The sequence below is a fragment of the Halolactibacillus halophilus genome (assembly GCF_900115605.1).
Taxonomy (GTDB): domain Bacteria; phylum Bacillota; class Bacilli; order Bacillales; family Amphibacillaceae; genus Halolactibacillus; species Halolactibacillus halophilus.
On the sequence record NZ_FOXC01000029.1, the window covers coordinates 1 to 24,598 of the forward strand.

Below are 24,598 nucleotides of genomic sequence, written 5' to 3' on the forward strand. Positions count from 1 at the left end.
AAGCCTTCATGGCATCACTTATAAAAATCCAGAATTGAAAAGCTCGGCTAACCTCTAGCCCAAAAAGGGCGAGGCCTAGCCGAGCTTTTCTTATGTTTAAAACCAACGAGTGAAAAGAGGAAGCCAGTCTAAAATCCATACTAGGACTAAAGTTACTTGCCGTGTTATAATGGGGGAAATATAAGTAAGCGAGATCATTATAGTTTGATAAGAGTATAAGAAAGAAGGTGTGAGGATGTCGCCAAGGATCCAATCAGAAGACGTAAACGATGCAGAAAGTTTCTATTATACATTGTTTGAACAACACCATTTACCAGTGTTAATTATTCGGCCGGTAGATGGACAAATTATTGATGTGAATGAGACGGCTGTAAACTTTTATGGCTATGATAAACGAACGTTAAAAGCGATGACGATTTTTGATCTTAACACGCTATCAAAAGCAGTCGTCAAACAAAAGATGACCGAAGTAAAGCGGGAAAAGGAGCGACGTTTTCATTTTCAGCACCAGCTTAGTAGTGGTGAGATTCGGGACGTGAAAATCAATAGTATTCCAGTGACCTATCATGATGAAACGTTGTTGTTTTCACTCGTAACAGATATTACAGATGCGATAGAACATAACGCTTTTTTTCAGACATTATTTGAACAGTCACCTTATGCGATTATGATGATGAACCGTGACTACCAAATTGATAAAGTAAATCATCACTTTGAAGTATTATTTGGCTATACGAATGAAGAGGCGGCTGGACATACACCCGAACAGTTGATTTATCCTGATGAACATAACGCGATGTTTCGATCAAATAAGCGGATGATAGAAAAAGGAATCGTCATCAGTCAAAATAGTCACAGACAAGTAAAAAACGGGGACGTGATTGACATCCAAATGGTGGCAATGCCTGTGTATGTTGATGAGTTTTTAGTGGCGACCTGTGCGATCTATATTGACAAGCGCCAAGAACAAGAAATGAAATCGTATAATCAAATGTTGGCGTCAGTACTTGAGAACACCAATCAAGGTGTGGTTATCACCAACACGACAGGTGAGATTGAATGGATTAATCAAGCCTACACGATGATTACTGGATATGATGAGGCCGATGTGAAAGGTGTTAATCCGCGCATACTACAATCCGGTAAGCATGATCAGCCATTTTACGAGAAGATGTGGCGAGATATTTTGACTTATGGCTCTTGGACGGGTGAGATTTGGAATCGTCGTAAAAACGGTGAGGTATTCCCTGAGTTTTTAAAAATCTTTTCAATTAAGAATGAACAAGGTGAGAATGTTCGTTTCGTTGGTATTTTTATTGATAACACAGAAGCAAAAGCACATGAAAAGCAAATCGATGTACTCGAAACAAAAGATACCTTAACGGGTCTGTATAACCGTTCTTATGTTGCGCAGTATCTTGACAGGGGGCTTACAGACTTAGATAAGCAGACGCTGACCCTGTTATATATGGACATTGATCGCTTTAAAGCGATCAATGATAATCTAGGGCATGAAGTAGGAGACAAGTTACTAATCGCCTTTACTGATAAACTAAAGCGCAGTTTCCCTTTAGCAATGTTGGCACGTGTCAGTGGGGATGAGTTTGTCATTGTCCTGCCTAACCAAGAACAAGGAAGTTGTGAAGCAGGTATTCAGCGTTTATTTGATCAACTTATCATTCCGCTAGACCTTGGTCATCACCACCTGCTTGTGACGTGTAGTGTCGGTATTGCTTCCTATCCGCGTGATGCGGCAACGGCAAATGAATTACTGATGCATGCAGATATTGCGATGCTTGAAGCAAAAAAACAAGAGGGGAATTCATTCGCCTTTTATGATGAGGCCCATACGGTCAAGATGAATCGCGCTTTTAATGTGAAAACCGCGCTCCAACAAGCCGATTTTGACCGAGACTTCGCCCTACATTATCAACCAGTGATTGATGTACAAACAGGTCACGTTGTTGGGGCAGAAGCTCTGCTTCGCTTTAGTCATGCGACACTTGGACGTGTGTCACCAGGTGAATTTATCCCAATCGCAGAAAATAATGGCCTTATCCTTTCAATTGGTGAGTGGGTGTTAAGACGGGCTTGTCGTGATATAGGACCTTTGATTGAGATGATGTCAGACCGGTTTAAGTTAGCGGTCAATGTTTCGATTCAACAGCTCGAAAGTCGAACGTTCCCATTTGCCTTGAAAGCAATTTTGGAAGAGACTCAGTTTCCACAGGACCGGTTAGTACTTGAAGTAACAGAGGAAACGTCCGTCAGTCATTCTGAACGCGTCAAAGAGACGATTAATCAAATTAAAAGCTACGGGGTTGACATCTCGATTGATGACTTTGGTACGGGCTATTCCTCACTTGAAAAATTGCATCATTTAAAGGTTGACCAGCTTAAAATTGATCAATCTTTTATTCGTGAGTTAGATGAGACAACCGCGATTGTGCGGGCGATCCTAGCTATGGGTGAGAGTTTGGGTTTATCGATTGTCGCTGAAGGTGTGGAGACAAAAGATCAACTCGACTTTTTAAAAACAACGACCTGTGATTATGTTCAAGGCTATTACTTTAGCCGGCCACTTACTTTTAAAGACTTCCAATCCTTCTTATCAAATAAAACTTGATTGTCCTAAATAATCATAGACCTAAAGGCAGGAGTAAGGAAAACTCAGGCTTTCGGGTCTATTTCTTTAAAATGATAAGGTAGTTTCAACAAATGGTTTCAATAAGACGAACGTTTAAATTAAGTAAAGACCAACAAATGAAAAACAAGCCTTTAAGCGTTTAGAAGTCAACGTTTAAGGCTTGTTTTTTATGGTTGTATAATATTTGGTTATGTCTTTATGTTAGTTATTTTGTTGCAACTGTGACGGTATCATTACCTGAAACGTGTACGGTTTCATCAAAAATCTTCACATCAAGATCAACAGCTGTTTCATTTGTGACCTCAATCTGCGTTTGGGTTACACGGATGTTGAGCCGTGCCCCTCTAAAGACAATCTTAAATGAGAAGCTATCCCACTGACCAGGGATGAACGGGCGTAAGTGTAACTCATGATCGATGACTTTCATGCCACCAAAGCCTTGAATAACGGACATCCATGTCCCGGCCATACTGGTGATATGGCAACCATCTTCGGTGTCGTTATTGTAGTTATCTAAGTCAAGACGAGCCGTGCGTAAGTACATGTCATACGCTTTATCTTGATAACCGAGTTGGCAGGCTAAAATTGAGTGTACACATGGTGAGAGCGATGATTCGTGAACAGTCATTGGCTCATAGAAGTCAAAGTTTCGCTTGATGGTTGCTAGGTCGTATTTATGATTCAAGAAATGCATCCCTTGTAAGACATCGGCTTGTTTAATGAAACAAGAGCGTAAGATGCGGTCCCATGACCAGTTTTGGTTAAGTGGTAAGTGTTTTGGATCTAAGTCTGATACTTTCATAATCTCTTTATCTAAGAAGTTATCTGCTTGTAAGAAGACACCTAATGCCTCGTCCACTGGGTAGTACATTTTGTCAATAATCGATTCCCATTTGGTTGTTTCTTCTGGTTTAAGCTCAAGCTGATCGATCCATTTCGTATAAAGTTCTTTATTAGACGCTTTTAAATCACGAAGTGATTCCAATGTGTAAGACATCGTCCAGCTGGCAATTCGGTTGGTGTACCAGTTGTTGTTGACGTTGTTGTCATATTCATTCGGTCCCGTCACACCATGCATCATGTAGACATCTTTACGCGGCACGTAGTGAACGCGTTCTTCCCAAAAACGTGAAATTTCAACGAGAACTTCAATCCCCAATTCACCAATGTAGTCTTTATCACCGGTATAGTTTACATAGTCATAAATCGCATAGGCAATCGCCCCATTACGGTGAATTTCTTCAAATGTAATCTCCCACTCATTGTGGCTTTCTTCTCCGTTCATTGTAACCATTGGATAAAGAGCACCTTTAGTGAAACCAAGTTTCTTCGCATTTTCTTTTGCTTTCTCTAAATGATTGTGACGGTAGACAAGTAAGTTACGCGGAATACGTTCATCCGCCGTCGCAAGATAAAACGGCAAGCAGTAAGCTTCTGTGTCCCAGTAAGTACTACCACCATATTTTTCACCAGTAAAGCCTTTTGGACCAATATTTAGACGGGCATCTTCACCGGTATACGTTTGGTTCATTTGGAAAATGTTAAAACGAATCCCTTGTTGGGCACTGACGTCACCTTCGATGACGATATCACTGTCTTGCCATTTCTTATCCCACGCGTCTTTTTGGGCAGTTTTTAACGCGCTAAAACCAATCGCAACCGCATCAGTTAATTTTGATGTTGCGACGGCTTCGAGGGTATCATTGTCGTGATCGCGATTGGTGACATTTGCCGCATATTTGTAAATCACTGTTGTTTTTCCTTGTGTCAGCGGTGCTTGGAAAGTGACATCGGCATACTTTTCACGGGTAGAGGTTGCATTTGGTTTAATTATGTTACCATCTGTTTCGACAAATGTTTGCATCTTAGATGTGTAGTAAAAATCAAGTTTTTTTGTTTTAACTGTGACAAGGGCTTCATTACCTGATGCTTGTTGATTAACCTCAGCCCAGAACTTTTCATCATAGTTGGCATCGCTATTAATAATATCACCGTCTAAGTAAGAGGTAATGTCAATTTCACCGTCAAAATTAGCCGGTGTAATTTTGTATTCAATCGCCCCAATTTCTTTCATCGTAATACTGACAAAGCGGGTCGCTTCAACTTTTATAGTGTTCCCGTTTGAAAGTTTAGCGGTGAAGGTACGATAGAGGTAGCCTTCTTTCATATTAAGTTCACGGGTGAAGTCTAAAACTTCGGCAGTATTTAAATCTAACTCGGTGCCGTTAATGACAAGTTTTAAGCCAATCCAATTGGTGGCATTAAGTACTTTGGCAAAGTATTCAGGGTAGCCGTTTTTCCACCAACCGACCCGAGTTTTATCCGGGTAGTAGACACCGGCCATGTAGCTACCTTGTAGGGATGAACCAGTATACGATTCTTCAAAGTTCGCACGTTGCCCCATATGGCCATTCCCGATACTAAACACACTTTCTGAGATTTCATGTTTTGTTTTGTCAAAACCCTCTTCAATAATTGACCAAGGGTGTTCTTTTAAATAAGGTTTCATAATAAATTCCTCCTAATCTGTGATCGCTGTTATAAAATGATAGTTTTTTTATTACTTGAGGCGCTCGAGTGTCATTTCTGATAAGTCACTAACATAATCATCAGCACCGGTTAAGACATTAGCATCACCAACACCAACGACATACATGCCAGCATTTTTCCCGGCTTGTATCCCAGCCTGGGCATCTTCAAATACGACACAATCTTGCGGGGCAACACCAAGTAACTCAGCCCCTTTTAAGAAGACTTCAGGGTCGGGTTTTGCTTTTTTAATGACGTTGCCATCAACAATCGCATCAAAAGCATCATATAGCTCAATTTGATTTAAAATAATCGGGGCATTTTTACTTGCCGAACCAAGGGCAACTTTAATCCCGGCTTCTTTTAACGCCTTCAAAAAATCAGTGACACCGGGTAAGATTTCTGATGCATCCATTTGTTTAATCGCTTTTACGTATTGATCATTTTTTTTGGCAGCGAGTGCGTTCTTTTTATCTTCAGGTAACGTCAAGCCACCGACTTCAAGTAGAATAGTTAATGAGTCCATCCGACTGACACCTTTTAAACGTTCGTTATCTTGTTCAGTAAATTCAAATCCTAATTCACGTGCCAGTGCACGCCATGCAATGAAATGATGTTTAGCGGTATCGACAATGACACCATCTAAATCAAATAGGACAGCCTTAGGCATTCCCATAGGTGATTCCTCCTCCAGATTAATCTCTCTTTTTATCATACAACAAGACAACTTTAAATGAAAGCGATTTCGCATAAAACTTAATAAAAATGAAAAAAAGTAAGCGATTTACTAAGCTAATTATCAACAATAATAGATTTTAAGTTCAGCTAATAAAATGTTTATTTCGTAAAATATAATGCAATCGATTTCCTTAATGGTAAAACAGTTGTTAATCAAAAACAAAATATGGATAGGGATGTAAAAAAAGTGAAAGTTATGTTAAGATGAACAGGAACGATTCTATTTTACATATTGGAGGAAAAAGACATGAAAAAGTTAATCAGTGTGCTTATAGTTGGCAGTCTAATGCTATTTATCACCGCATGTGGTAATCAAACCGAACAAGTCGTTATTCCACAAACCTTCTTCTCAGAAGCCGAATTGGAAGAAATTATGGCCGAGATGGAAGTAGATGATGAAGCAGAGGTAACAGTTAATGATGACGGTGATCTCGTCTACGAGATGCCAAAAGAAGAATATGATGAGATGATGGAAGAATTAGCTGAAGGTATTGATGAGATGATTGAGGATGTTTTATCAGATGACACAATTTCAGCAGTTAAAGCGATTGATGTAAATGATGATTATGATATGTATGAAATTACGGTTGAAAGAGTGGAATTTGAAGAAAGCTTACAAGGGATGTTTATTTTAGGCCTTGGTATTAGTGGCGTGATGTATCAAACGTTTGATAACACAACTGATAGTCAGTCAGTAACGTTTGATTATATCGATGAAGCAACAGGTGATGTCTATGATACGGTTATCTACCCTGAAGCGTTAGAAGATATGCAGTAAAAGTGTTGTAAAGAGAACAAACATAAAAGAGAGCCTACACGTCCAATCGATGTGTAGGCTCTCTTTTATGTCTTACTTTTGACTGCATGATTGTTTTTGCGTGATCTCCTCCCTCGAACATTCGTGAGAATATTAGGTGGGGGTAGCTCAATTGTATCTATACTCGATTATTCTGTGCTCGTCCACCTTAAGTGAAACTAAATAGACGAGCTAAAACAAAGCGTACAACAGGCATGTTGAAATAATCGAGTATTTTAACGCTATCATTCGTTTTCAGAATATTTTGTTTCATTTTTAAGAGCTGAAACGAACGGTTTTCTATCAATGTATGGTACAATGTTTCATAAAGTAAGCGGTTTATTGACACTATGTTTTATAGTGGTAAGATGTGAATTAAAGGAGCGCTCCTCGATGGAAATTATTACGATTCGGATGAAAACATACCGAGAAGAAGCAACTACAACAGAACAAGCCATTATTGATTTTGTCCTCGCCGAACCTAAAAAGGTAAGTCGCATGACGATTTATGCTTTAAGTGAAGCGACGTTTACATCACCATCATCAATTATTAGGTTGTGTAAGCAGTTGGGGTTTTCAGGATTTAAAGGGTTTAGTAAAGCTTTGTTGTATGAATTAGCAGTAAGGGATCATTATAAAGCAAAAGAGATCAGTGATGTAGAACGAACAGATAAGCTTAGTGATGTGATTCATAAAGTGACACATAAGAATATCCTCTCACTGGAAGAAACGGGAGATTTATTGGATGAAGCGATTGTCGACCAATGTCTTGAGTGGATGATGAAAGCTGATCGTCTTGTCCTGTTTGGTATGGGTGCCTCATTAATTGTCGCAAAAGATGCCCAATTAAAATTTACCCGGATTAACAAAATGTCTTATGTCAATGAGGACTGGCATACACAATTATTGATGGCTAAAAACATGAACGCGCGTGATATCGCCATTGTCATATCTTATTCAGGTCAAACAGATGAGATGGTGACATGTTTAGATGAAGTAAAACGAAATGGAGCAAAAGCTATTTCAATTACGAAGTTTGGTCATTCACCCATTGCTGATAAGTCAGATCTACAGCTTTATGTAGCCGCAAATGAATACAGTTTTAGAAGTGGCGCTATGGCGTCACGAATAGCTCAACTCAATTTAGTTGATATTCTATATACAGCCTATGTAAATAAAGAGTATGAGCAATCACTGGAAATACTAGAGAAAACTCAAATTAGAAAGGGGACAAATGAGGATGGATTTAACCAAATTAACAACAGAGAAAAGAAATCCCCGTACGATGGATCTTGATGCGTTATCTTATAGAGAAATTTTAACGATTATGAATGATGAAGACCAATTAGTACCACAAGCGATTCAGTCTGTAATTCCAGCCATCGAACGAGCAATTGAAATAATTGTCGAACGATTTAATCGTGGAGGGAGACTAATTTATATGGGAGCGGGGACGAGTGGGCGCCTTGGCGTCTTAGATGCAGCGGAATGCCCGCCGACTTTTGGGACAGATCCCGGGATGGTTATTGGCTTAATTGCAGGTGGAAAAGAAGCTTTCACAGAAGCAATTGAAGGGGCAGAAGATTCAGAGGTGCTCGGTAAAGAGGATCTCATTCATTTGAATCTGACTGACAATGACGTCGTTGTGGGCCTGGCGGCGAGTGGTCGTACCCCATACGTGATTGGTGGCCTTCGTTACGCTAACGATGTGGGAGCACATACAATCGCGATTAGCTGTAATAAGGGAAGTGCGATTGGCAAAGAAGCAAAGCTTCCAATTGAAGCGGAAGCAGGACCAGAAGTACTAACAGGTTCAACGCGCTTAAAAGCAGGTACCACACAAAAACTAATCTTAAATATGTTGTCGACGGTATCGATGATAGGGATGGGAAAAGTGTATGAGAACTTAATGGTTGATGTTAAACGGAGTAATGAAAAATTAGAACGTCGTGCACTCAATATTATTAAAGAAGCGACCGAAGTAAACGATGAGGTCGCTGAAAAAGCCTTAAAAGAAAGTCAAGGACAAGTTAAAGTAGCGATCACGATGATTCTATTAAACGTAAATCAATCAGTCGCTGTTAAAGCACTATCAGAAACAAACGGACATATTCGACAAACGTTACCAAACTAAAGGAGCGATTATTATGGCGATTAAAAATGAACAACTTATTGAAGAAATCGTAAAGTCTATTGGTGGAAAAGAGAATATCTCTTCTGCGACAAACTGTATGACACGTTTACGTATAAGTATTCGCAATGATCAAGCGATTGATTATGATCAGTTGAATGCTATTGATGGTGTTATGGGGGTAGTCAAAGCTGAAACGCTTCAGGTTGTGGTTGGTCCAGGAACGGCGAAAAAGTTGGCGGATTTACTAGTCAGCCAATATAAAATACCAGCGGATCAATCATCTGAAAACAACTGGGAAGACAATAAACAAGCAGTAAAAAACAAACAAAAACAGTCTAAATTAAAACATGTTCTTGAAACAATTGCCGGTATTTTCATTCCAATGATTCCAGCTATTATAGCGGCAGGTATTTTCCAAGGATTTAGTGGTTTACTTGGCACCTTAATTTCAGAAGGAGCTATTTCTGGTCAATTCTTTGAAGCTTTACAACTTATTTTTGCTTTAATCGGTACAAGTTTCTTAGGCTATTTTGCCATTTATACGGGTGTTAATGCAGCCAAGCGATTTGGTGCAACTGAAGCGCTCGGTGGTATGATCGGAGCAATGTCTATTGCGAGTCCAATCATTGATCTTTCAATATTATTTGGGTTATATGATGCTAACCAACCGCTTAACTCTATTTTAACAACAGGTAAGGGCGGTATTATCGGTGTAATCTTTGGCGTGTACTTACTTTCTGTCGTTGAACGTAATGTTCGTAAGCGTGTGCCTGATGTCCTCGACTTAATCGTGACGCCGGTTGTGACTCTTTTTACGACAGCGTTATTATTAATCTTTGTGGTCATGCCAATTTCAGGCTTTCTGTCTGATTGGTTAGTCGATGCACTTAGCCTTATTATTGGCTCTGAGAATGCTGTTGTTAGTGTAATTTCTGGCTATGTGTTAGCCGCGGTATTTTTACCAATGGTATTACTTGGTTTACACCATGGCTTAATTCCTATTTATGCAATTCAACTAGAAGCGCTTGGTGGTGTGTCACTATTCCCTGTATTAGCTATGGCTGGTGCTGGTCAAGTTGGGGCGGCCATTGCGATTTACTTGATTGCTAAAAAAGTGGGCAATCATCGTCTAAAACAAGTAATCGCAGGTGCTTTACCAGCTGGATTCCTAGGGATTGGCGAACCATTAATTTATGGTGTGACACTTCCTTTAGGTAAACCGTTTATCACGGCTGGATTAGGCGCTGGGTTTGGTGGTGCGTATGTTATGATGACCAATGTTATGGCTAATGCTTGGGGACCATCTGGTTTAGTCGCTATTCCATTGATGCAGGCAGATAAAATGATTCACTTTACAATTGGTATCTTTATTTCTTACATTGCTGGATTCATTATTACTTATGTTTTTATAAAACAAAAGGATATTCAAGATGCCTAAACGATTAGGGTTTTCTGTCTACGTAAGCCATTTTGATGAACAGCAAGCTTTTTTAACGCAAATAACAGGTGAAGACGTTTATGTCTTCACCTCCTTGCATATGAGTGAGGAAGTATCAGCCACATATAAAGAAGCGGTCATGTCAATGTGTCATTGGCTAAAAGGAAAAGGATTTATCGTGATTGGCGATGTTTCACGGTCATCGCTGTCAACCTTTAATGTATCTTCACTTGAGGAATTGCAAAAACTCTTACAGATTGATTATTTTCGGTTAGATGATGGTTTTACTCAAGCAGACGTTGCGACATCATCACTTAATTTTGTCTTTAATGCATCTACAGAACGCTTGGTAGTTGATCACTTGAAGGCGCCAATATGTATGCATAATTTTTATCCACGACCTGAAACAGGGTTAGACCGAGAACAGTTCAAAGAACGAAATAACATACTGAAGCAACAAGGTGCAAAGTTACTCGCCTTTATTCCGGGCGATAATAAGCGTGGACCACTGCATCTCGGTTTACCAACACTAGAGGAACATCGTTATGTACCGAGTTATGTTAGCTATTTAGATCTTGTTAAGAACGAGAAGCTAGATTATGTTTTTGTTGGAGATGTAACCCTTGATTTAAAACAGTATCAATTGATTCGAGAGTTTGAGACAACAGGTCGAATACAGCTTCCGGTAAACTTAAATAATAAAGACCTATATCATCAATCGTTTACGATCCGGTCAGACTCGCCAAAATCATTATTACGCTTAGAAGAATCAAGACAGTATGCCAAATCAGGGCCAATCATTGAGCCTACAGCAACGTTAAGTCGACCGCGTGGAACTATTACGATGGATAACAAATATTACTTACGCTATTCGGGAGAAATCCAGATCACACGAGCGGATTTTGTTCAAAATCATCGGGTGAATGTGATTGGGCAAATAGCCGACGATTATCTTCCGCTACTGGATAGCATTGAAAATGGTGATATGATTACCTTTGTTCCGAGTGAAGACCTAATATAAAATGTTAAATACAAACATCCTTCTAAATTTTAATTTAGAAGGATGTTTGTTGTGTAAGGAAATGAGATATAACCTGTATTAATAATGATACGTCTGTAGTTCCTGTTTAAAGCTTTGGGTGAGTTGTTTAAATTGGTCAAGTTCTTGAGAAAGTTTTTGAATTTCCATCGTATACGTTTGAACATTTGCGCTTGCTTCTTCTGTTGAAGCAGAGTTTTCCACCGCAATAGCGGCGAGTGATTCCATTGTCGTAAACAGCTGTTCAATCGCTTTTGTTTCTTGTTCAAGCTGCGAGGTGGTGGCCATCATTTTCTCCGCAATGGTATCAATTGATTGATATGACGTTTCTGTTTCTGAAATCGCTTCGTTCATCGTTTCTGTTTCGTTGCCAATGGCTTGGAATTGATCAGTTAAGCCACCTACCATCACATCTAGGTCAGCTAGGAACGAGCCAAGATTCGTTTGAATCGCTTCAGCCGCCTCATTAGATTCTGTGGCTAATTTTCTAACTTCCTCAGCAACAACTGAGAAACCTTTCCCCATATCACCCGCACGGGCGGCTTCGATTGAAGCATTTAAAGCGAGAAGGTTCGTTTGTTCGGCAATAGAGGAGACGACGGCGGTGATCTTCTCGATTTCTTTGCCTTTTTCTTTTAATGTAACACTTTCATTTTTAACGCCTTCAAAAACATGAAGAGATTTAACAAGGGCTCGCTTGGTTTGATTTAGGTTATTAAAGGCTGATTTAATTTTTTTCATCTGTTCTGTCAGTAGATCGCGACTGGTTAATTCAGCTTCTGTAATCGTAGTAATGGCTGCAATGTTGCTCTCTAATTGACTGACGCCTTGTTCTGTTTCTTCTGCTTGAGTCGTACTTGTCGTCGCAAGTTCGTCAACGACTTGTCTAATATCGGTACTTGTTTCACTCATATTTTCAGAGATAAGATTGAGATCAAGGCTGAAGTTTTCTAGTTCCTCAGTCATACTCATAAAACTAATAAAATCTTCACTTAGATGAAGCTTATAGTCGTTTATTGCTTCATGCAGTTGTTCAAATTCATCATTTCCACTCTTCACATCTGTCGTTACGACAAAGGCTTTATTATTTAAATCCGTCAAGTTGTCACGAACCGCTTTAACTGGCCGCATCGCTTGGTTAAGACCGAAAACACTGAGTAAGCCAAAACCAGCTGGTAACAGATAAACTGGTAAAGTAAAGGCTTGTTGGAGAAAGGTTAACAAGAACGCACCGATTGTTAGAAATAAGCTGACTTTAACATCTAGGCGTTTAATGAACCCAAGTGATAGAAGCTTAGAGAAACGGTAGCTTTTCTTCTTTCTAATCACATATGGGAATGTTAATTCTAAAACCATTTCGCTATCACGACGTGCACATTCTTTTACCGTTACGTCCTCATTAAAATGTGTTTGCGCACCGATCAATAGTCCATGTAAGTAATCATACATGTTTCGCTTTGAACGATAAGTGAGTCTGGCCGTTTGTGAACCGATGACCTCTAAATCTAATCCAGGCGGGTTAGAACCAGTGATGCGTTTTCTGACAACTTGATGGACATCATTCATCGAACTTAAAAATTGAAACAGATTATCTTTTTTAAAGAATGAACCAAATCCTTGATAGAAGGAAACAATATTATCCTCACCGATCTTAAGCCAAAGTTCCTCGGTTGAGAGTTTTTGGTCAGTTGCGACACGATTGATGAAGTTGAAAATTTTATCGTCTTCAATATTATCAATGGGAGAAATCGTTTGGTTTGGGTCAATCCCTGCAGCTTTGAGGTGAGGGTGAATACGTTCTTTGGAGTAGGCGCGTGTTAAGGTGTTAATCCATGTTTTTACGACAGTTCCTTTCATGTTGTTCCTCTTTTCTTATGAATGTTAGTATTGATATGTCTATTCTATCAGAACTTTCGAATCATGTCGCAATTTTAAAATGAAAATAAATAAATTCTTCACAAAAATTTTCCTTTATATAGAATAGTTTAACTTATTAGCCTAAAATATTATATAATTTATCGAGTTTTGTCATTCATCGTTCTTAATACCTACCAAAAATGGGAAGTTAAGAAAAGTAAAACAAAAAACGTTAACAACTTATAAATTGAATTTACACGTTGTTAACGTTTATGATGTGTTCATCGTTCATTAACTATTCGAAATCTGGCCCATTTTTGAAATTTTAAGGCCTTCTTGTTGGAGCTTGGTGATTTGTTTTTGTTTAAGCTCGGGGTCTTTAATCGAAATCTTCCCACCCTTACCGACAACCCTGTGCCAGGGGAGCGTGTCTTTTTCTCGTTTTAATATACCACTGACCGCGCGTGCTGCGCGGGGGCGTCCGGCAAGAACAGCGACATCACCATAGCTAATCCATTCGCCAGGTTTTGTGCTTGCCACAATTTTGATCACGGCTTGTTTAAAGTCTGATATCAAATGAAACCCTCCTTACTGTCTACCTATAATCACAACCCTCATCATGATCATTGACAAAGCCAGTTGCTTGAAAGAAACTATAAAGCGTAGTAGGGCCAACAAACTTGAACCCATCGCGTTTCATTTGTTTGGCGATTTGTTTACACAAATCAAGATTAAGTCGCGCGTCATTGAGCTCAAAGTTTGGTGAAAATCGCTCAATTGAAGCGCGTAAATAATCATAAAACGACTGCTTACGCTCAATTGATACAACAACCGCCGCATTCGAAACGACAGCTTCAAGCTTTTTCTTATGACGAATGATTGCTTTATCTGTGAGCCATACTGCGATATCATTTTCTGTTCTGGCCGCTAACTTTTCTAAATCGTATTGATTGAATACGCGTTTAAAAGCATCACGCTTTTTTAGAACTGTTAAAAACGATAAGCCTGACTGCATGAGTTCTAACGTGAGTGATTCAAATAAGTCCTGTGTCGATGTTTTATGTTGACCCCATTCGTGGTCGTGATAAGTCATATAGAGGGGGTCATTATTTACCCAGTGGCAACGCATAGTATCAAGCCTCTTTCATAAACAAATATAATTAAGGGCAACTATTACAAACTAGTGCCCGGGAAATAGCGCATGTTTAGTCGTTTAGTTTAAACACTAAAATAATTTACGCAATGTTGCTTGTAATTAAAAAAGCCAACCCGTATTAAAAATGTTAACAAAAATCATTCTTCTGTAGAAGCTGGTTTTGTTCCAATGTGGACAACTTTATCTTTTTTTTCTTTTGTGATCTTACGATTGACCTCTTCGATTTTAACTAATTCATCACCTTCATAAGTTTTTTTATAGGTAATTGTTAGAATGCCATTAACGCCCTCTGTAACGAGTTCAACGGTTCCTTCTAACAAGTCGGGGTTTTCTATTTCAATGACTTTATGATAAATGACTTCGGTTTCTGTATCAGTCTTTGTTGTCACGCGTGGTGTTTCATCATCTTCCTCATTAGCGTTATCATCAGTTCCTAATTGCACACCACTTGTTTCATTATCGTTTGCCGGTGCTGAATCATCATTTTGTTCTGATCCACTACTAGTAGCATTATTTGATGACTCTGTGGTGGTCGGTTTCTTATTAGGTTTAACCGCTGTATCAGCTGGTGAAGATAGCGGGTTTGAAGATGTTTTATTGTCAGTATCATTTAATTCCGTTTCTTCTTCAGCAGTCAAGTTTTCGATTAGGTAATGAGGATTCACGAATCCGATAGCATCATCAACTTTAATCGCAACCCACTCAACCTCTCCGTCACCATAGTCAAATTGGTCAAAGGTAATCGTTGAACCAACAATGACAGAATCATTCTGAAATAAAGTTTTTACAACATCAAAGTCTGTGCTTGGTCCAGAGCGTAAATTGAGTGAGCTCGCGTTAATGTACATCTCTTTTTCTGTGTTAAATAGTTGAGTTAAGACGTCGTCTTCTAACGGAAAGGTAAGAGGCTCTAAGTTTTGGCCGCTATTTTCAAGTGTTAAGTTTTCAGTTAGTTGGTTTTGTATGAGGCTCTCCTTTTTATGTGCATCCTTTGATTCATAAAAGCTAAAGTTTTGTTGTCTATTCACAAGGATTAAAGCGGCTAAGATTAGAATGGAAAGTATACTAATTCCCCAAACAAATATGGATTGTCGTTTCATTTTTTTCTCCTTTGCATCTAGTCATTTATAATGAATGATCGGTTGTTAAATTCTTTTTACGAAGATTAAGCGGTCCCGTGTTGGGATTCCGTTTTCGTATAAAGGCGTCGGGTAGTCAATATAAAAGTCCGGTTCAATATCGACGAGTCTAAACCCGAGTTTTTGATAAAAATTGAAATTGTCAATGCTTGAATTAGCAACTCCAACAATCATTTCTTGGTAGCCTCTTTGTTTATATAACTTTGTCGCTTGTTGAATCACGGCCTTACCGTAGCCTTGATTTCTAATGGTTGATTTAATCGCAATATTTTTTAATTCAACCGTACGTATCTTTGGAAAGGTGAAGAGACTCACACCAATAATGCGTTGATCCCGCTTGATAACAAATAGATCACCATGGTGAAGATACTCTCTGACAAGCGCTTCATTTGGATCTGCTTCAAGTAATGAGGATAGGTAATTAACGCGTGCCTCTTTTGCGATGGCGATAATAGTAATCGAACTCATAAATCAACCTCCTACAAATTTGATTAAGTAAAGTGTATCATGTTTTCAGTTTTGATAGTAAACCAATCCATGAATTTATGAATAGGCCATCTGTTTTAATAAAGATAAAGGGGATAATTGTAATAAATATGTCCCCTTTTTAAACTAAAATAGTAAATGCCTGATGACAAATGAATGCTTCCGCTTAAAAAAATGAGCGAATATGTCTAGTCGATGTGAGAATAGGGTAAATGTTTACTAAAGACAATTCATCTAGACTTAAACGTGTGTAAAAGAAGGAGGCGAGGTTGAATGGTCAGACGACTAATGGTGCTTAATATGATGAGTGTCATTATACTACAATTTATTTTTTTTATTTATCATGATCAACTGGTAGTTAGACAATTTATCGGTTCGTTCATTCCGCTTGGCCTTTCTCTGCTTGTCATCATACAGATTATTCAACTAGTCAAAACAAAACGGGTTGATGACTGGCCGTTTTGGCGTGCCCTATTTATCTCGATGTTATTTTATATCGGATCTTATCTTGTTTGGGCTATTGATTTTACTCAAGGCGAAGTCGTCGCTTCAACACCGGTATCCTTTGGATTATGGGTTATGGTTTATCCATTTTTGTTCTATGCCCTCATTTATAAAATTGTACAGTTTCGGAATAAGACGCATGTCTATCAATACTTATTCCATATCTCCACACTTATTGTAATTATTCTTGCGCTTTCGTTTCATTATGTGTTTGAACCGTACGTCGTCGTTAGTAATATGACAGTGATCCGCTTTTTGGTGTTAATGTTTGAACCACTGCTTAGTGTGCTGTTGATGATTGCGGCAATTGTGTTGTACTTTTTATCGATAGAGTCAGATGAGCGAAGGATTCATCTATTTTTTGTGATAGGTTTTTTAACCCAAGCACTTGCGGAAATGTTCTATGTGTTTCAAACGATTGAAGACAGTTATGTCGTAGGGCAATTCACTGATGTGTTATGGATTTATGCTATATTAAATATTCTCACGGCGACCTACCTATCTCGTAAACGTCCCGCAAAAGTAAGTTGGCGACCGCTGCGATTAGTTGACCATGAAGAAAGTGTCCTGCCTTATATCTGGATTATAGCCTTTATCGTGTTAGCACACAACGTTGTTTCACCTACCGTGAATGCACTCTCAGTGACTGTCGGTGTGTTAATTACTATTCTAATTGTCTATCAATTGATTGTCATTAGACGAAGTGCAGAATTGTTAAACTCATATGAGAAAGGGATTTACTTAACACCACTAACCGGTCTTAGAAACCGCACAAGTTTAATGTATGATTTGCCTCATATTTTAAAGCGGATTGTCAGGCTGCACCAAACACTTGCGCTTGTTGTCATTAATCTTGACCGGTTTAAAAATATTAATGACGGCTTAGGCCGTGAATACGGCGATGTGTTACTAAAAGAAATAGCCAATCGACTCGCCCTTACCACTGATCGTTATACCGTTTTATATCACCTTGGTGGGGATGAATTTGTGATACTCGTTTATAATAAATCAAAAAAAGATGTAAGCATCTTTGTTGAACAAGTAACAGAAACAATATCAGAGCCAGTCAAACATAACAATAAACAGATGAACGTGACCGCAAGTATTGGGGTGAGTTTAGCGCTAGAAGATGCGCAAGGTGCTGAAAATTTATTTCAGACGGCTGAACAAGCGATGCATCAAGCTAAATCAAACGGTAATAATCAATATTTTTTCTTTGATAGAGACTTAAAACACCAACTAGATCGGTGCTTATTGATTGAGAATGAGTTAAAATTTGCGGCTAATCGCAGAGAAATCAGCGTCTATTATCAGCCGAAATTTATGCTAGAATCTGAAGTTTTAGTCGGTTTTGAGGCACTGTTTCGCTGGCACCATGAAACACTTGGATTCATTTCGCCGGCAGAAGCGATTCCGATTGCAGAGGAGACAGGTCATATTAATCTATTAGGCTACTATATTTTAGATGAAGTGATGGAGGAAGTTGCTCGCTGGCAACGAGATTATCAGTTCTTTGGTGTGGTTTCTGTCAACGTTTCCGCAGTTCAATTAAGACAAATGGACTTTTGTCAACAAGTGAAATTCTTATTAGAGAAACACAACTTAGACGGGACGTACATTGAGCTTGAGTTGACTGAATCAGTGATGATGGAATTAACAGATGTACTACCGAAGTTAGAACAACTAAAATCGCTAGGTTTAAAGATTTCATTAGATGATTTCGGTACAGGTTATTCTTCGTTATTTATTTTAAAAGAATTGCCAATTGATACAATCAAAATTGATCAATCATTTGTCCGCACCATTGACGATGCACGTAGTGCCAATATTATAAAGACCATTCTTGCTATTGGGTCAAACTTGGGCCTACAAGTCATTGCCGAGGGAATTGAAGATACTGATAGTTTAAATACGTTGAAAGGACTCGGTTGTCTATTTGGCCAAGGTTATTATTATGCCCGGCCGATGCCACTCGAAGAAGTGGTACATTATATTAAAGCGCACGACACGGCGGAGTAATAGAGCGGGGGATGGTTATGGAATTACAAATGATTGAAATATATGTGCCAAATAAAGATGTTGATGCCTTTAAAGAAAAAGCAGAGGCATTTAAAGTCATTAATGTTTGGCGCACGCGAACAAATGACCAAATTAGTCTTTTTAAAATTCTCGTTGAAAAACAGTACACCGAAGATATTTTAGATTTTTTAGAGACAAAACACACCTTTTCAGAAGAGTTACATGCCTTCTTATATGACATTTCAACCTACTTACCTCGTATAGAGAAAGAAACAGAAGACCAGGCTAAAGAGGACGAAGAGGAAGAGAGAGACGACAGTGTAGAGATCACCCGTGCGAGCCGACATGAGTTGTATAACGTTGTAGAGTCAGCTAGTCACTTCAGTGTAAATTACCGCTGGATGCTTGTTTTATCTAGTCTAGTTGCGGCGGCAGGGTTGATCAATGATAGTGCCGCTGTGGTGATTGGGGCGATGGTGATCGCGCCACTTATTGGTCCGTTTACCGCACTTAGTTTTGCGGCCTTACTTGGTGATTTAAACTTGATGCGCCGCTCACTCTTAACGTCAACTCTTGGTATAGTCATCCCGCTTGTGATTGCGATTGGATTTGGTGTTATCTTTGGCGCACCGCATTCAAGTACAGAGTTTCTCTCGCGGACAGAAGTGAGTATTATGGATATTATTATTGCCCTTGCGGCTGGTTCAGCTGGCGCGTTATCGTTTGTTAAGCGCGTATCTGAAGCGCTCGTTGGGGTCATGGTGTCAGTGGCATTACTACCACCAACAGTCGTACTAGGTATGATCATTGGCGCCGGTGAATGGGGAATGGTGATAACCCCGCTCCTGCTTGTTCTTGTGAATATTCATGCGATTTTACTATCGGCGATTTTAGTGTTTTGGTTGACGGGGATTAAGCCAATCAACTGGAAAGAAGTACAGGTTGCGAGTGTATCAAGAGTTGCGGCACTTGTGTTTGTATCGGTCGTAATCATTATTTTAGCGGTTGTTATTTTCTTAGTCTCACAAAGTGCATAAAGCTAGAAAAATATATCGCAAATAGGGGGGGACTTCTGGAGCACTAGTCCTAATAAAATCAATAAAAAAATGAAACGTGCCTTTGCGTTTTCCGCCGAGCATGTTGAGTATATGTGTCATTTATTTATTCAAATAAGAGTCACCAGGGTTGAATCACATGTCCGCTGGGAGCATAAAGATAGAGGTGTGTTAACACCGTTTCACTTCTTGAATGAAGCAGAAGAGTTTGGTTTACTCAGTCAGATTGATCAACAAGTGATGAAACAAGCATTTACCCAAACAAAAATTTGGCAAGACCAAGGTTTCACTGATTTCGAGGTATCGGTTAATATGTCGTACCACTTATTTAATCAAGTTAATGTCGTTGATGTCGTTAGTCAGTTGATCCGTGAATCAGGGCTAAAGCCTGATTCAATTTGTATTGAAATTACAGAATCGATTGCCTTAAATCAAGTAACTCATGCCCATGACAAGATTAAAGCTTTTCAAGTACTTGGCGTAAAAGTGTCGCTTGATGATTTTGGAACAGGTTACTCGAGTCTTAGCCAATTAAGAAACTTTACCTTTGACCAAGTTAAAGTCGATCAAGCGTTCATTCGAGAATCAACCGGTGAAGATATAGATGCGAAATTTGTCGAGGCAATTATTTATATGGCAAAATTATTCGGCTTTGATGTTGTGATTGAAGGAATTGAAACGTTAAACCAGCTGGTGTTTGTTAGAAATAATTACGCCGATAAAGCCCAGGGGTACCTTATTCAAAAACCTGTGCCTAGAGATGAGGTACAATTAGGGTTGAAATTTGAAGAGACAGCATACGATGAACAGAAATAACAAAACACATCCAATTTAGGGTGTGTTTTTCTTGTGTAATTTCATTATAAACGTGATTAATGCAAGCGTGGAAAGGGAAAAGTATCAAAGGAAAGGGTGAAGATAATATGAAAAAAATTGCGATTTTAACGTCAGGTGGCGACTCACAAGGAATGAACAGTGCGATTCGTGCGGTTGTAAGAACAGGCTTACATCACGGACATGAGATGTACGGGGTTAGACGAGGGTTTAAAGGTTTAATGAATGATGACTTTTTCAAGATGTCTTCTCGGGATGTTAGTGATATCTTGTACCGGGGCGGAACCTTTTTACAATCCGCTCGGTCGGAGAAGTTCAAAACACCAGAAGGTCAAGAAATTGCGGTAGATAACTTAAAAAAACGCGGAATTGATTATCTTGTTGTGGTTGGAGGAGATGGTAGTTATAAGGGAGCGCAAGTCCTAATTAAACACGGTATTAAAACCTTTGGTTTACCAGGGACGATTGATAATGATATTCCACTCACTGATTATACGATTGGCTTTGATACGACGCTGAATGTCGTGACTGATGCGATTGGAAACTTACGTGATACGATGAGCTCGCACGAACGCGTAAGTGTGATTGAAGCGATGGGAAGAAACTGTGGAGATATTGCCTTACAGGCGGGGATTAGTAGCGGGGTGGATGCGATTTTAATTCCAGAAGTCCCGTATAATTTACATGATATTGCGGCGGAATTAAAAGCCGGTTTTGACCGAGGAAAGTCTCACAGCATTGTAATTGTCGCAGAAGGGGCTGGAAATGCAGAAGAAGTGGCTAAAGAATTGAAAGCTTTATCAGGTCTTGATACCCGTGCAACGATATTAGGTCATATTCAACGAGGCGGGACACCGAGTGCATTTGACCGAGTATTTACTAGTCGAATGGGGCACCGGGTGATTGAGCTGATTGAAGAGGGTGTTGATGGCGTCGCCTTAGGAATGGAACGAAACGAGATCACGTATCATACGTTTGATGAGATATTTTCTGGTGAAAATTCAATCAATGAAAAAATGTATCAAGTGTTTATGGACCTTGTATAGCGCATAGCATTAGCATGATAAGCGAGAGGGGTACTATCTATAAAAGAAGTGTAAGTCAAATTGTAAATAGAATAGATTAGAACCAAGTGAAAAGCACCCGCAACTAGTGGGTGCTTTTGATCTATTGGAAAGAGAGCGTTTACTTACCTTGATAGAGATGTTTAATCGATCGAAGCACTGTTACTCATCATCGTCAATAGTGATGGTTTGATTTGTTGTGAAGGCTTCGGTCGTCCGTTCTAGAACACGCATGTTTTGGTAACTATTTGTTAAGGTGTTGATTGGTTCTTGGTTATTTAAAATCGTATACGAAATGTGTTCTGCCTCATCTCGGTATAAGTCATTCATGAAGCTTTCTGTTTTTGTATACGTATTCGTTGAAAGAATTACCTCACCAACACCACCGTGATTATCCGGTCGATAAGCAAATGGGACGGTAATCATTCCTTTTGTACCAACAATTTTATAGGCTTGTTGGTGGAACTGATCAAAGCTACTTGTTAATGTGGCGGTGATGCCTGATTTGAATGTGTAATAGCTCACGCTTGTCAAATCAACGCCTGTTTCTTTATCTATCACAGCATCACTCTTAACTGAGATAGGTTCTTCATCTAGTAGATACCGCATCGCATGGATGTTGTAACTACCAACGTCATAAAGGCTCCCGCCACCCAAATCTTTTTCCATGCGAATATTACCATCACGGTCTGCTAAGTAAAAGGTAAAGGTAGATTCAAAATGTTTTACCTTACCAATCGCACCTTCTTCAATAAGTGCTTTTACCCGTTGGTGTTGCGGATGAAGCATATACATAAAGGCTTCCATCAAGATGACATCATTATCCAAACAAGCCTGTTTAATTTCAAGCGCGTCTGTACTTGATAAGGCGATTGGTTTTTCGACGAGAATGTGTTTTTTCTTATAGGCTGCCCGAATCGCCCACTCTTTATGAAGACTGTTTGGCAGTGGGATGTATACGGCATCAATCGTGTCGTCATCTAATACTTCATGATAGCTATCGTAAGCTTTTTCGATTCCAAATGCTTCGGCAACCTCCTCGGCACGCCCGCTTAAACTTGAGATCGCCACAACCTCAGCGTTATCTGCGCGCATAAAGGCTGGAATGACATGATTTTGTGCAATACTTGCAGTACTTAAAATGCCCCATCTAACTTTTTGTGTCATCAAAGTTTCACTCCTTTAATTAATTCTTTTTGTAGTATACACTTTTCCCTTTTTTCAAAAAAATAAAACAACCATACGTCACCGCATGGTTGTTAAATCAATTATAATTTAAAATGATTCACGTCTTCTTCCAATTTAATTGATAGGTGGCGTAATTCATCGGCACTGCGTGAAACTTCTTCCATTGAACTGCTTGTTTCTTCAGCTGAGGCTGCCGTTTCTTCTACAGCTGCCGCGGATTGTTCAGAAACGGCCGCAATATCATCGATTGATTTTTGCATATCCGCTGTTTCTGATTTGATTTTGGATAAGTCACTCACAATCCGACTGACGTTTTCGACCATATCGGTAATGGACTGTTTGATTGTATCAAAAGCTTGACCAGTATTAGTCATTTGATTAGACCCTTGTTCAACGGCATCATACCCTTTATGAAGAGAGGTCGCGACACTTTTAGATTCGATTTGAATCGCATCAATGATGGAGGTAATGTCCGTCACTGATGAACCGACTTGTTCAGCCAGTTTTCTGACTTCATCGGCTACGACTGCAAAGCCTCTTCCTTCTTCACCCGCTCGCGCTGCTTCAATCGCTGCATTTAATGCAAGTAAGTTGGTTTGTTCAGAGATATCTTGAATCACTTCAACGATTGTCCCGATTTCTGTCGCTTTACTTTCTAAGCCTTCAACTTTAGCAACGGCTTCTTTTACAATCATTTCAATATTTTTCATTTGGCGACTAGAATCGTGTACTTTTGTCGCACCGTCATCTGATAAGGTTAAGATATGGGTTGAGCGCTCATCGATGTCACTCGCATCTGTTGTCGCATCGACAACATATTGGTTGAAGCGTTCCATCGTCATTGCTAAATCACTCGCACTATTGGCTTGTGTTTCACTGCCGCTTGAGAGTTCTTCCATTGTCGCCGCAATCTGTTCACTACCTTCACGTACTTGTTCAGACGCTTGGGATAGGGTGCCGGATTGACTGGCGACTTGGTCGGTGGCGCGTTTAATATCAAGTAACATTTGTCTTGTCTGTTGTTTCATTTGATTAACACTTGTCGCTAATTGTTTAAATTCATTGTCACCTTTTACTTCAACATTTTCAGCGGTAATCATCCCACTGGCGAGTTGATCCATTTCTTTTCCGACCGCGCTTAAGTTGTGGTTGATATTTCTGACAAAATAAAAGACAATAATAAGACCAATGACGATCGCGATAGCGACAGTAATAAGCGAGCTAATTAAAATCTCCGTTCGAACAAGGCCGGCAAGTTCAGCCATATCAAAGTCTAAACCGACGACACCAATCGCTTCGCCGTTACGCATAATCGGACGTGCGACGGTAATAATCGACTGGCTTGTCGCTGTGTCGATATAGGGACTTGTCCAAATCGTATCATCTTCAGCCATCGCTGTTTGATACCATTCGGTTTCGCGTGAGTCATACTGTGATAAGTCAGCATCAGGTATGTTGTGAAGGTATAAAGCCCCATCGCTTGAACCAACAAATAGATTTACAATGTAATCATCACCCGCTGTTAAGTTCGACAGTGTTTCTACGTAATAACTGGTCAGGGCAGGATCATTTGCTTCCGGTAACTGAGTGAAATCAATTGTGTTATCGACTGAAGTATCGGTTGCTGTTAACTGAAAGGTCTCGCGGTTACTGAAGTCTTCGATTTTAGTCTCATAATCAGTAAATGTGTCTTCAAAGCGTGAGCCGAGCTGTTCCATTTCTTCTTTTTCAATAATGGCATGCTCAATAATCGCCGTGTTTTGATACGAAATATAACTTGAAACAGCGACAGGTAAAATAAGGAGTACTAACATAAACATGGGTAGTAAAAATTTGATTTGTTTAATACGTGACATAATTTTCTTTCCCTTCTGACTATCATTTTTATATCTACTTACTGTATATGTCGTCAGATCTTTCGTATTTGTGAAGAATATTGACACGAAAAAAGTGATATATATCAGATTATTCAGTC

The 24,598-nt window shown here is 39.3% G+C and carries 19 protein-coding genes; 10 read left to right on the plus strand and 9 right to left on the minus strand.

Features of this window, described 5'->3' with window-relative positions; genetic code table 11:
• The first annotated feature begins 235 nt into the window (after window positions 1-235).
• Window positions 236-2,626: a sensor domain-containing protein gene (locus BM098_RS09915; protein ID WP_089832893.1), complete on the plus strand. Its 2,391-nt coding sequence runs from the start codon at window positions 236-238 to the stop codon at window positions 2,624-2,626.
• Between the two features lie 226 nt (window positions 2,627-2,852).
• Here the strand turns inward: BM098_RS09915 and BM098_RS09920 are convergent, their stop codons facing one another.
• Together BM098_RS09920 and pgmB are read right to left on the minus strand one after the other, a co-directional pair.
• The gene (locus BM098_RS09920; RefSeq protein WP_089832895.1) at window positions 2,853-5,156 is read right to left on the minus strand and encodes a glycoside hydrolase family 65 protein; all 2,304 of its coding nucleotides are present in this window, start codon (window positions 5,154-5,156) and stop codon (window positions 2,853-2,855) included.
• Between the two features lie 51 nt (window positions 5,157-5,207).
• Entirely contained in the window at window positions 5,208-5,852 is a 645-nt protein-coding gene (gene pgmB / locus BM098_RS09925) for a beta-phosphoglucomutase (protein ID WP_089832897.1), read from the minus strand.
• A gap of 309 nt (window positions 5,853-6,161) precedes the next feature.
• Here pgmB and BM098_RS09930 point away from each other — a divergent pair, with 309 nt between their 5' ends.
• The 5 genes from BM098_RS09930 to BM098_RS09950 all read left to right on the plus strand — a co-directional run bounded on the left by BM098_RS09930 (window position 6,162) and on the right by BM098_RS09950 (window position 11,303).
• A complete protein-coding gene (locus tag BM098_RS09930) occupies window positions 6,162-6,692 on the plus strand; it encodes a hypothetical protein (protein WP_089832899.1) in 531 nt (176 codons plus the stop codon).
• A gap of 411 nt (window positions 6,693-7,103) precedes the next feature.
• A complete protein-coding gene (locus BM098_RS09935; RefSeq protein WP_089832901.1) occupies window positions 7,104-8,006 on the plus strand; it encodes a MurR/RpiR family transcriptional regulator in 903 nt (300 codons plus the stop codon).
• On the plus strand, window positions 7,951-8,844 hold the full coding sequence (murQ, locus tag BM098_RS09940; RefSeq protein WP_089832903.1) for an N-acetylmuramic acid 6-phosphate etherase: 894 nt from the start codon (window positions 7,951-7,953) through the stop codon (window positions 8,842-8,844). Before BM098_RS09935 ends, murQ begins: the two co-directional genes overlap by 56 nt.
• A 13-nt stretch (window positions 8,845-8,857) precedes the next feature.
• Window positions 8,858-10,282 (plus strand): PTS transporter subunit EIIC, encoded by a 1,425-nt coding sequence (locus tag BM098_RS09945; protein ID WP_200795841.1) that lies wholly within the window; start codon window positions 8,858-8,860, stop codon window positions 10,280-10,282.
• Window positions 10,275-11,303, plus strand: a complete 1,029-nt coding sequence (locus BM098_RS09950) for a MupG family TIM beta-alpha barrel fold protein (RefSeq protein ID WP_089832905.1) — start codon at window positions 10,275-10,277, stop codon at window positions 11,301-11,303. Before BM098_RS09945 ends, BM098_RS09950 begins: the two co-directional genes overlap by 8 nt.
• A 78-nt stretch (window positions 11,304-11,381) precedes the next feature.
• Here the strand turns inward: BM098_RS09950 and BM098_RS09955 are convergent, their stop codons facing one another.
• The 5 genes from BM098_RS09955 to BM098_RS09975 form a co-directional block, all read right to left on the minus strand.
• Window positions 11,382-13,178 carry a heme NO-binding domain-containing protein gene (locus BM098_RS09955; protein ID WP_089832907.1) on the minus strand — a complete coding sequence of 599 codons (1,797 nt, stop codon included), beginning with the start codon at window positions 13,176-13,178 and terminating at the stop codon, window positions 11,382-11,384.
• Window positions 13,179-13,469: 291 nt separating this feature from the next.
• Window positions 13,470-13,754, minus strand: coding sequence for an MGMT family protein (locus tag BM098_RS09960; protein ID WP_089832909.1), 285 nt, complete (start codon window positions 13,752-13,754; stop codon window positions 13,470-13,472).
• Between the two features lie 19 nt (window positions 13,755-13,773).
• Complete coding sequence (locus tag BM098_RS09965) at window positions 13,774-14,307, minus strand: DNA-3-methyladenine glycosylase I (protein ID WP_089832911.1); 534 nt, start codon at window positions 14,305-14,307, stop codon at window positions 13,774-13,776.
• A 164-nt stretch (window positions 14,308-14,471) separates the two neighbouring features.
• Entirely contained in the window at window positions 14,472-15,434 is a 963-nt protein-coding gene (locus BM098_RS09970) for a G5 domain-containing protein (protein WP_089832913.1), read from the minus strand.
• Between the two features lie 45 nt (window positions 15,435-15,479).
• Window positions 15,480-15,941 carry a GNAT family N-acetyltransferase gene (locus BM098_RS09975; RefSeq protein WP_089832915.1) on the minus strand — a complete coding sequence of 154 codons (462 nt, stop codon included), beginning with the start codon at window positions 15,939-15,941 and terminating at the stop codon, window positions 15,480-15,482.
• Between the two features lie 291 nt (window positions 15,942-16,232).
• Between BM098_RS09975 and BM098_RS09980 the strand changes: the two genes are divergently transcribed.
• The 4 genes from BM098_RS09980 (at window position 16,233) to pfkA (ending at window position 21,417) form a co-directional block, all read left to right on the plus strand.
• Window positions 16,233-18,482, plus strand: coding sequence for a putative bifunctional diguanylate cyclase/phosphodiesterase (locus BM098_RS09980; RefSeq protein WP_089832917.1), 2,250 nt, complete (start codon window positions 16,233-16,235; stop codon window positions 18,480-18,482).
• A 17-nt stretch (window positions 18,483-18,499) separates the two neighbouring features.
• Window positions 18,500-19,519, plus strand: a complete 1,020-nt coding sequence (locus BM098_RS09985; protein WP_089832919.1) for a TIGR00341 family protein — start codon at window positions 18,500-18,502, stop codon at window positions 19,517-19,519.
• 69 nt (window positions 19,520-19,588) lie between these two features.
• On the plus strand, window positions 19,589-20,353 hold the full coding sequence (locus BM098_RS09990) for an EAL domain-containing protein (RefSeq protein ID WP_089832922.1): 765 nt from the start codon (window positions 19,589-19,591) through the stop codon (window positions 20,351-20,353).
• 107 nt (window positions 20,354-20,460) lie between these two features.
• Complete coding sequence (pfkA, locus tag BM098_RS09995) at window positions 20,461-21,417, plus strand: 6-phosphofructokinase (protein WP_089832924.1); 957 nt, start codon at window positions 20,461-20,463, stop codon at window positions 21,415-21,417.
• Between the two features lie 180 nt (window positions 21,418-21,597).
• On the opposite strand, the gene BM098_RS10000 is transcribed toward pfkA, so the two are convergent.
• A complete protein-coding gene (locus BM098_RS10000; RefSeq protein WP_089832926.1) occupies window positions 21,598-22,602 on the minus strand; it encodes a Gfo/Idh/MocA family protein in 1,005 nt (334 codons plus the stop codon).
• Window positions 22,603-22,703: 101 nt separating this feature from the next.
• The gene (locus tag BM098_RS10005) at window positions 22,704-24,479 is read right to left on the minus strand and encodes a methyl-accepting chemotaxis protein (RefSeq protein WP_089832928.1); all 1,776 of its coding nucleotides are present in this window, start codon (window positions 24,477-24,479) and stop codon (window positions 22,704-22,706) included.
• Between the last annotated feature and the right edge of the window lie 119 nt (window positions 24,480-24,598).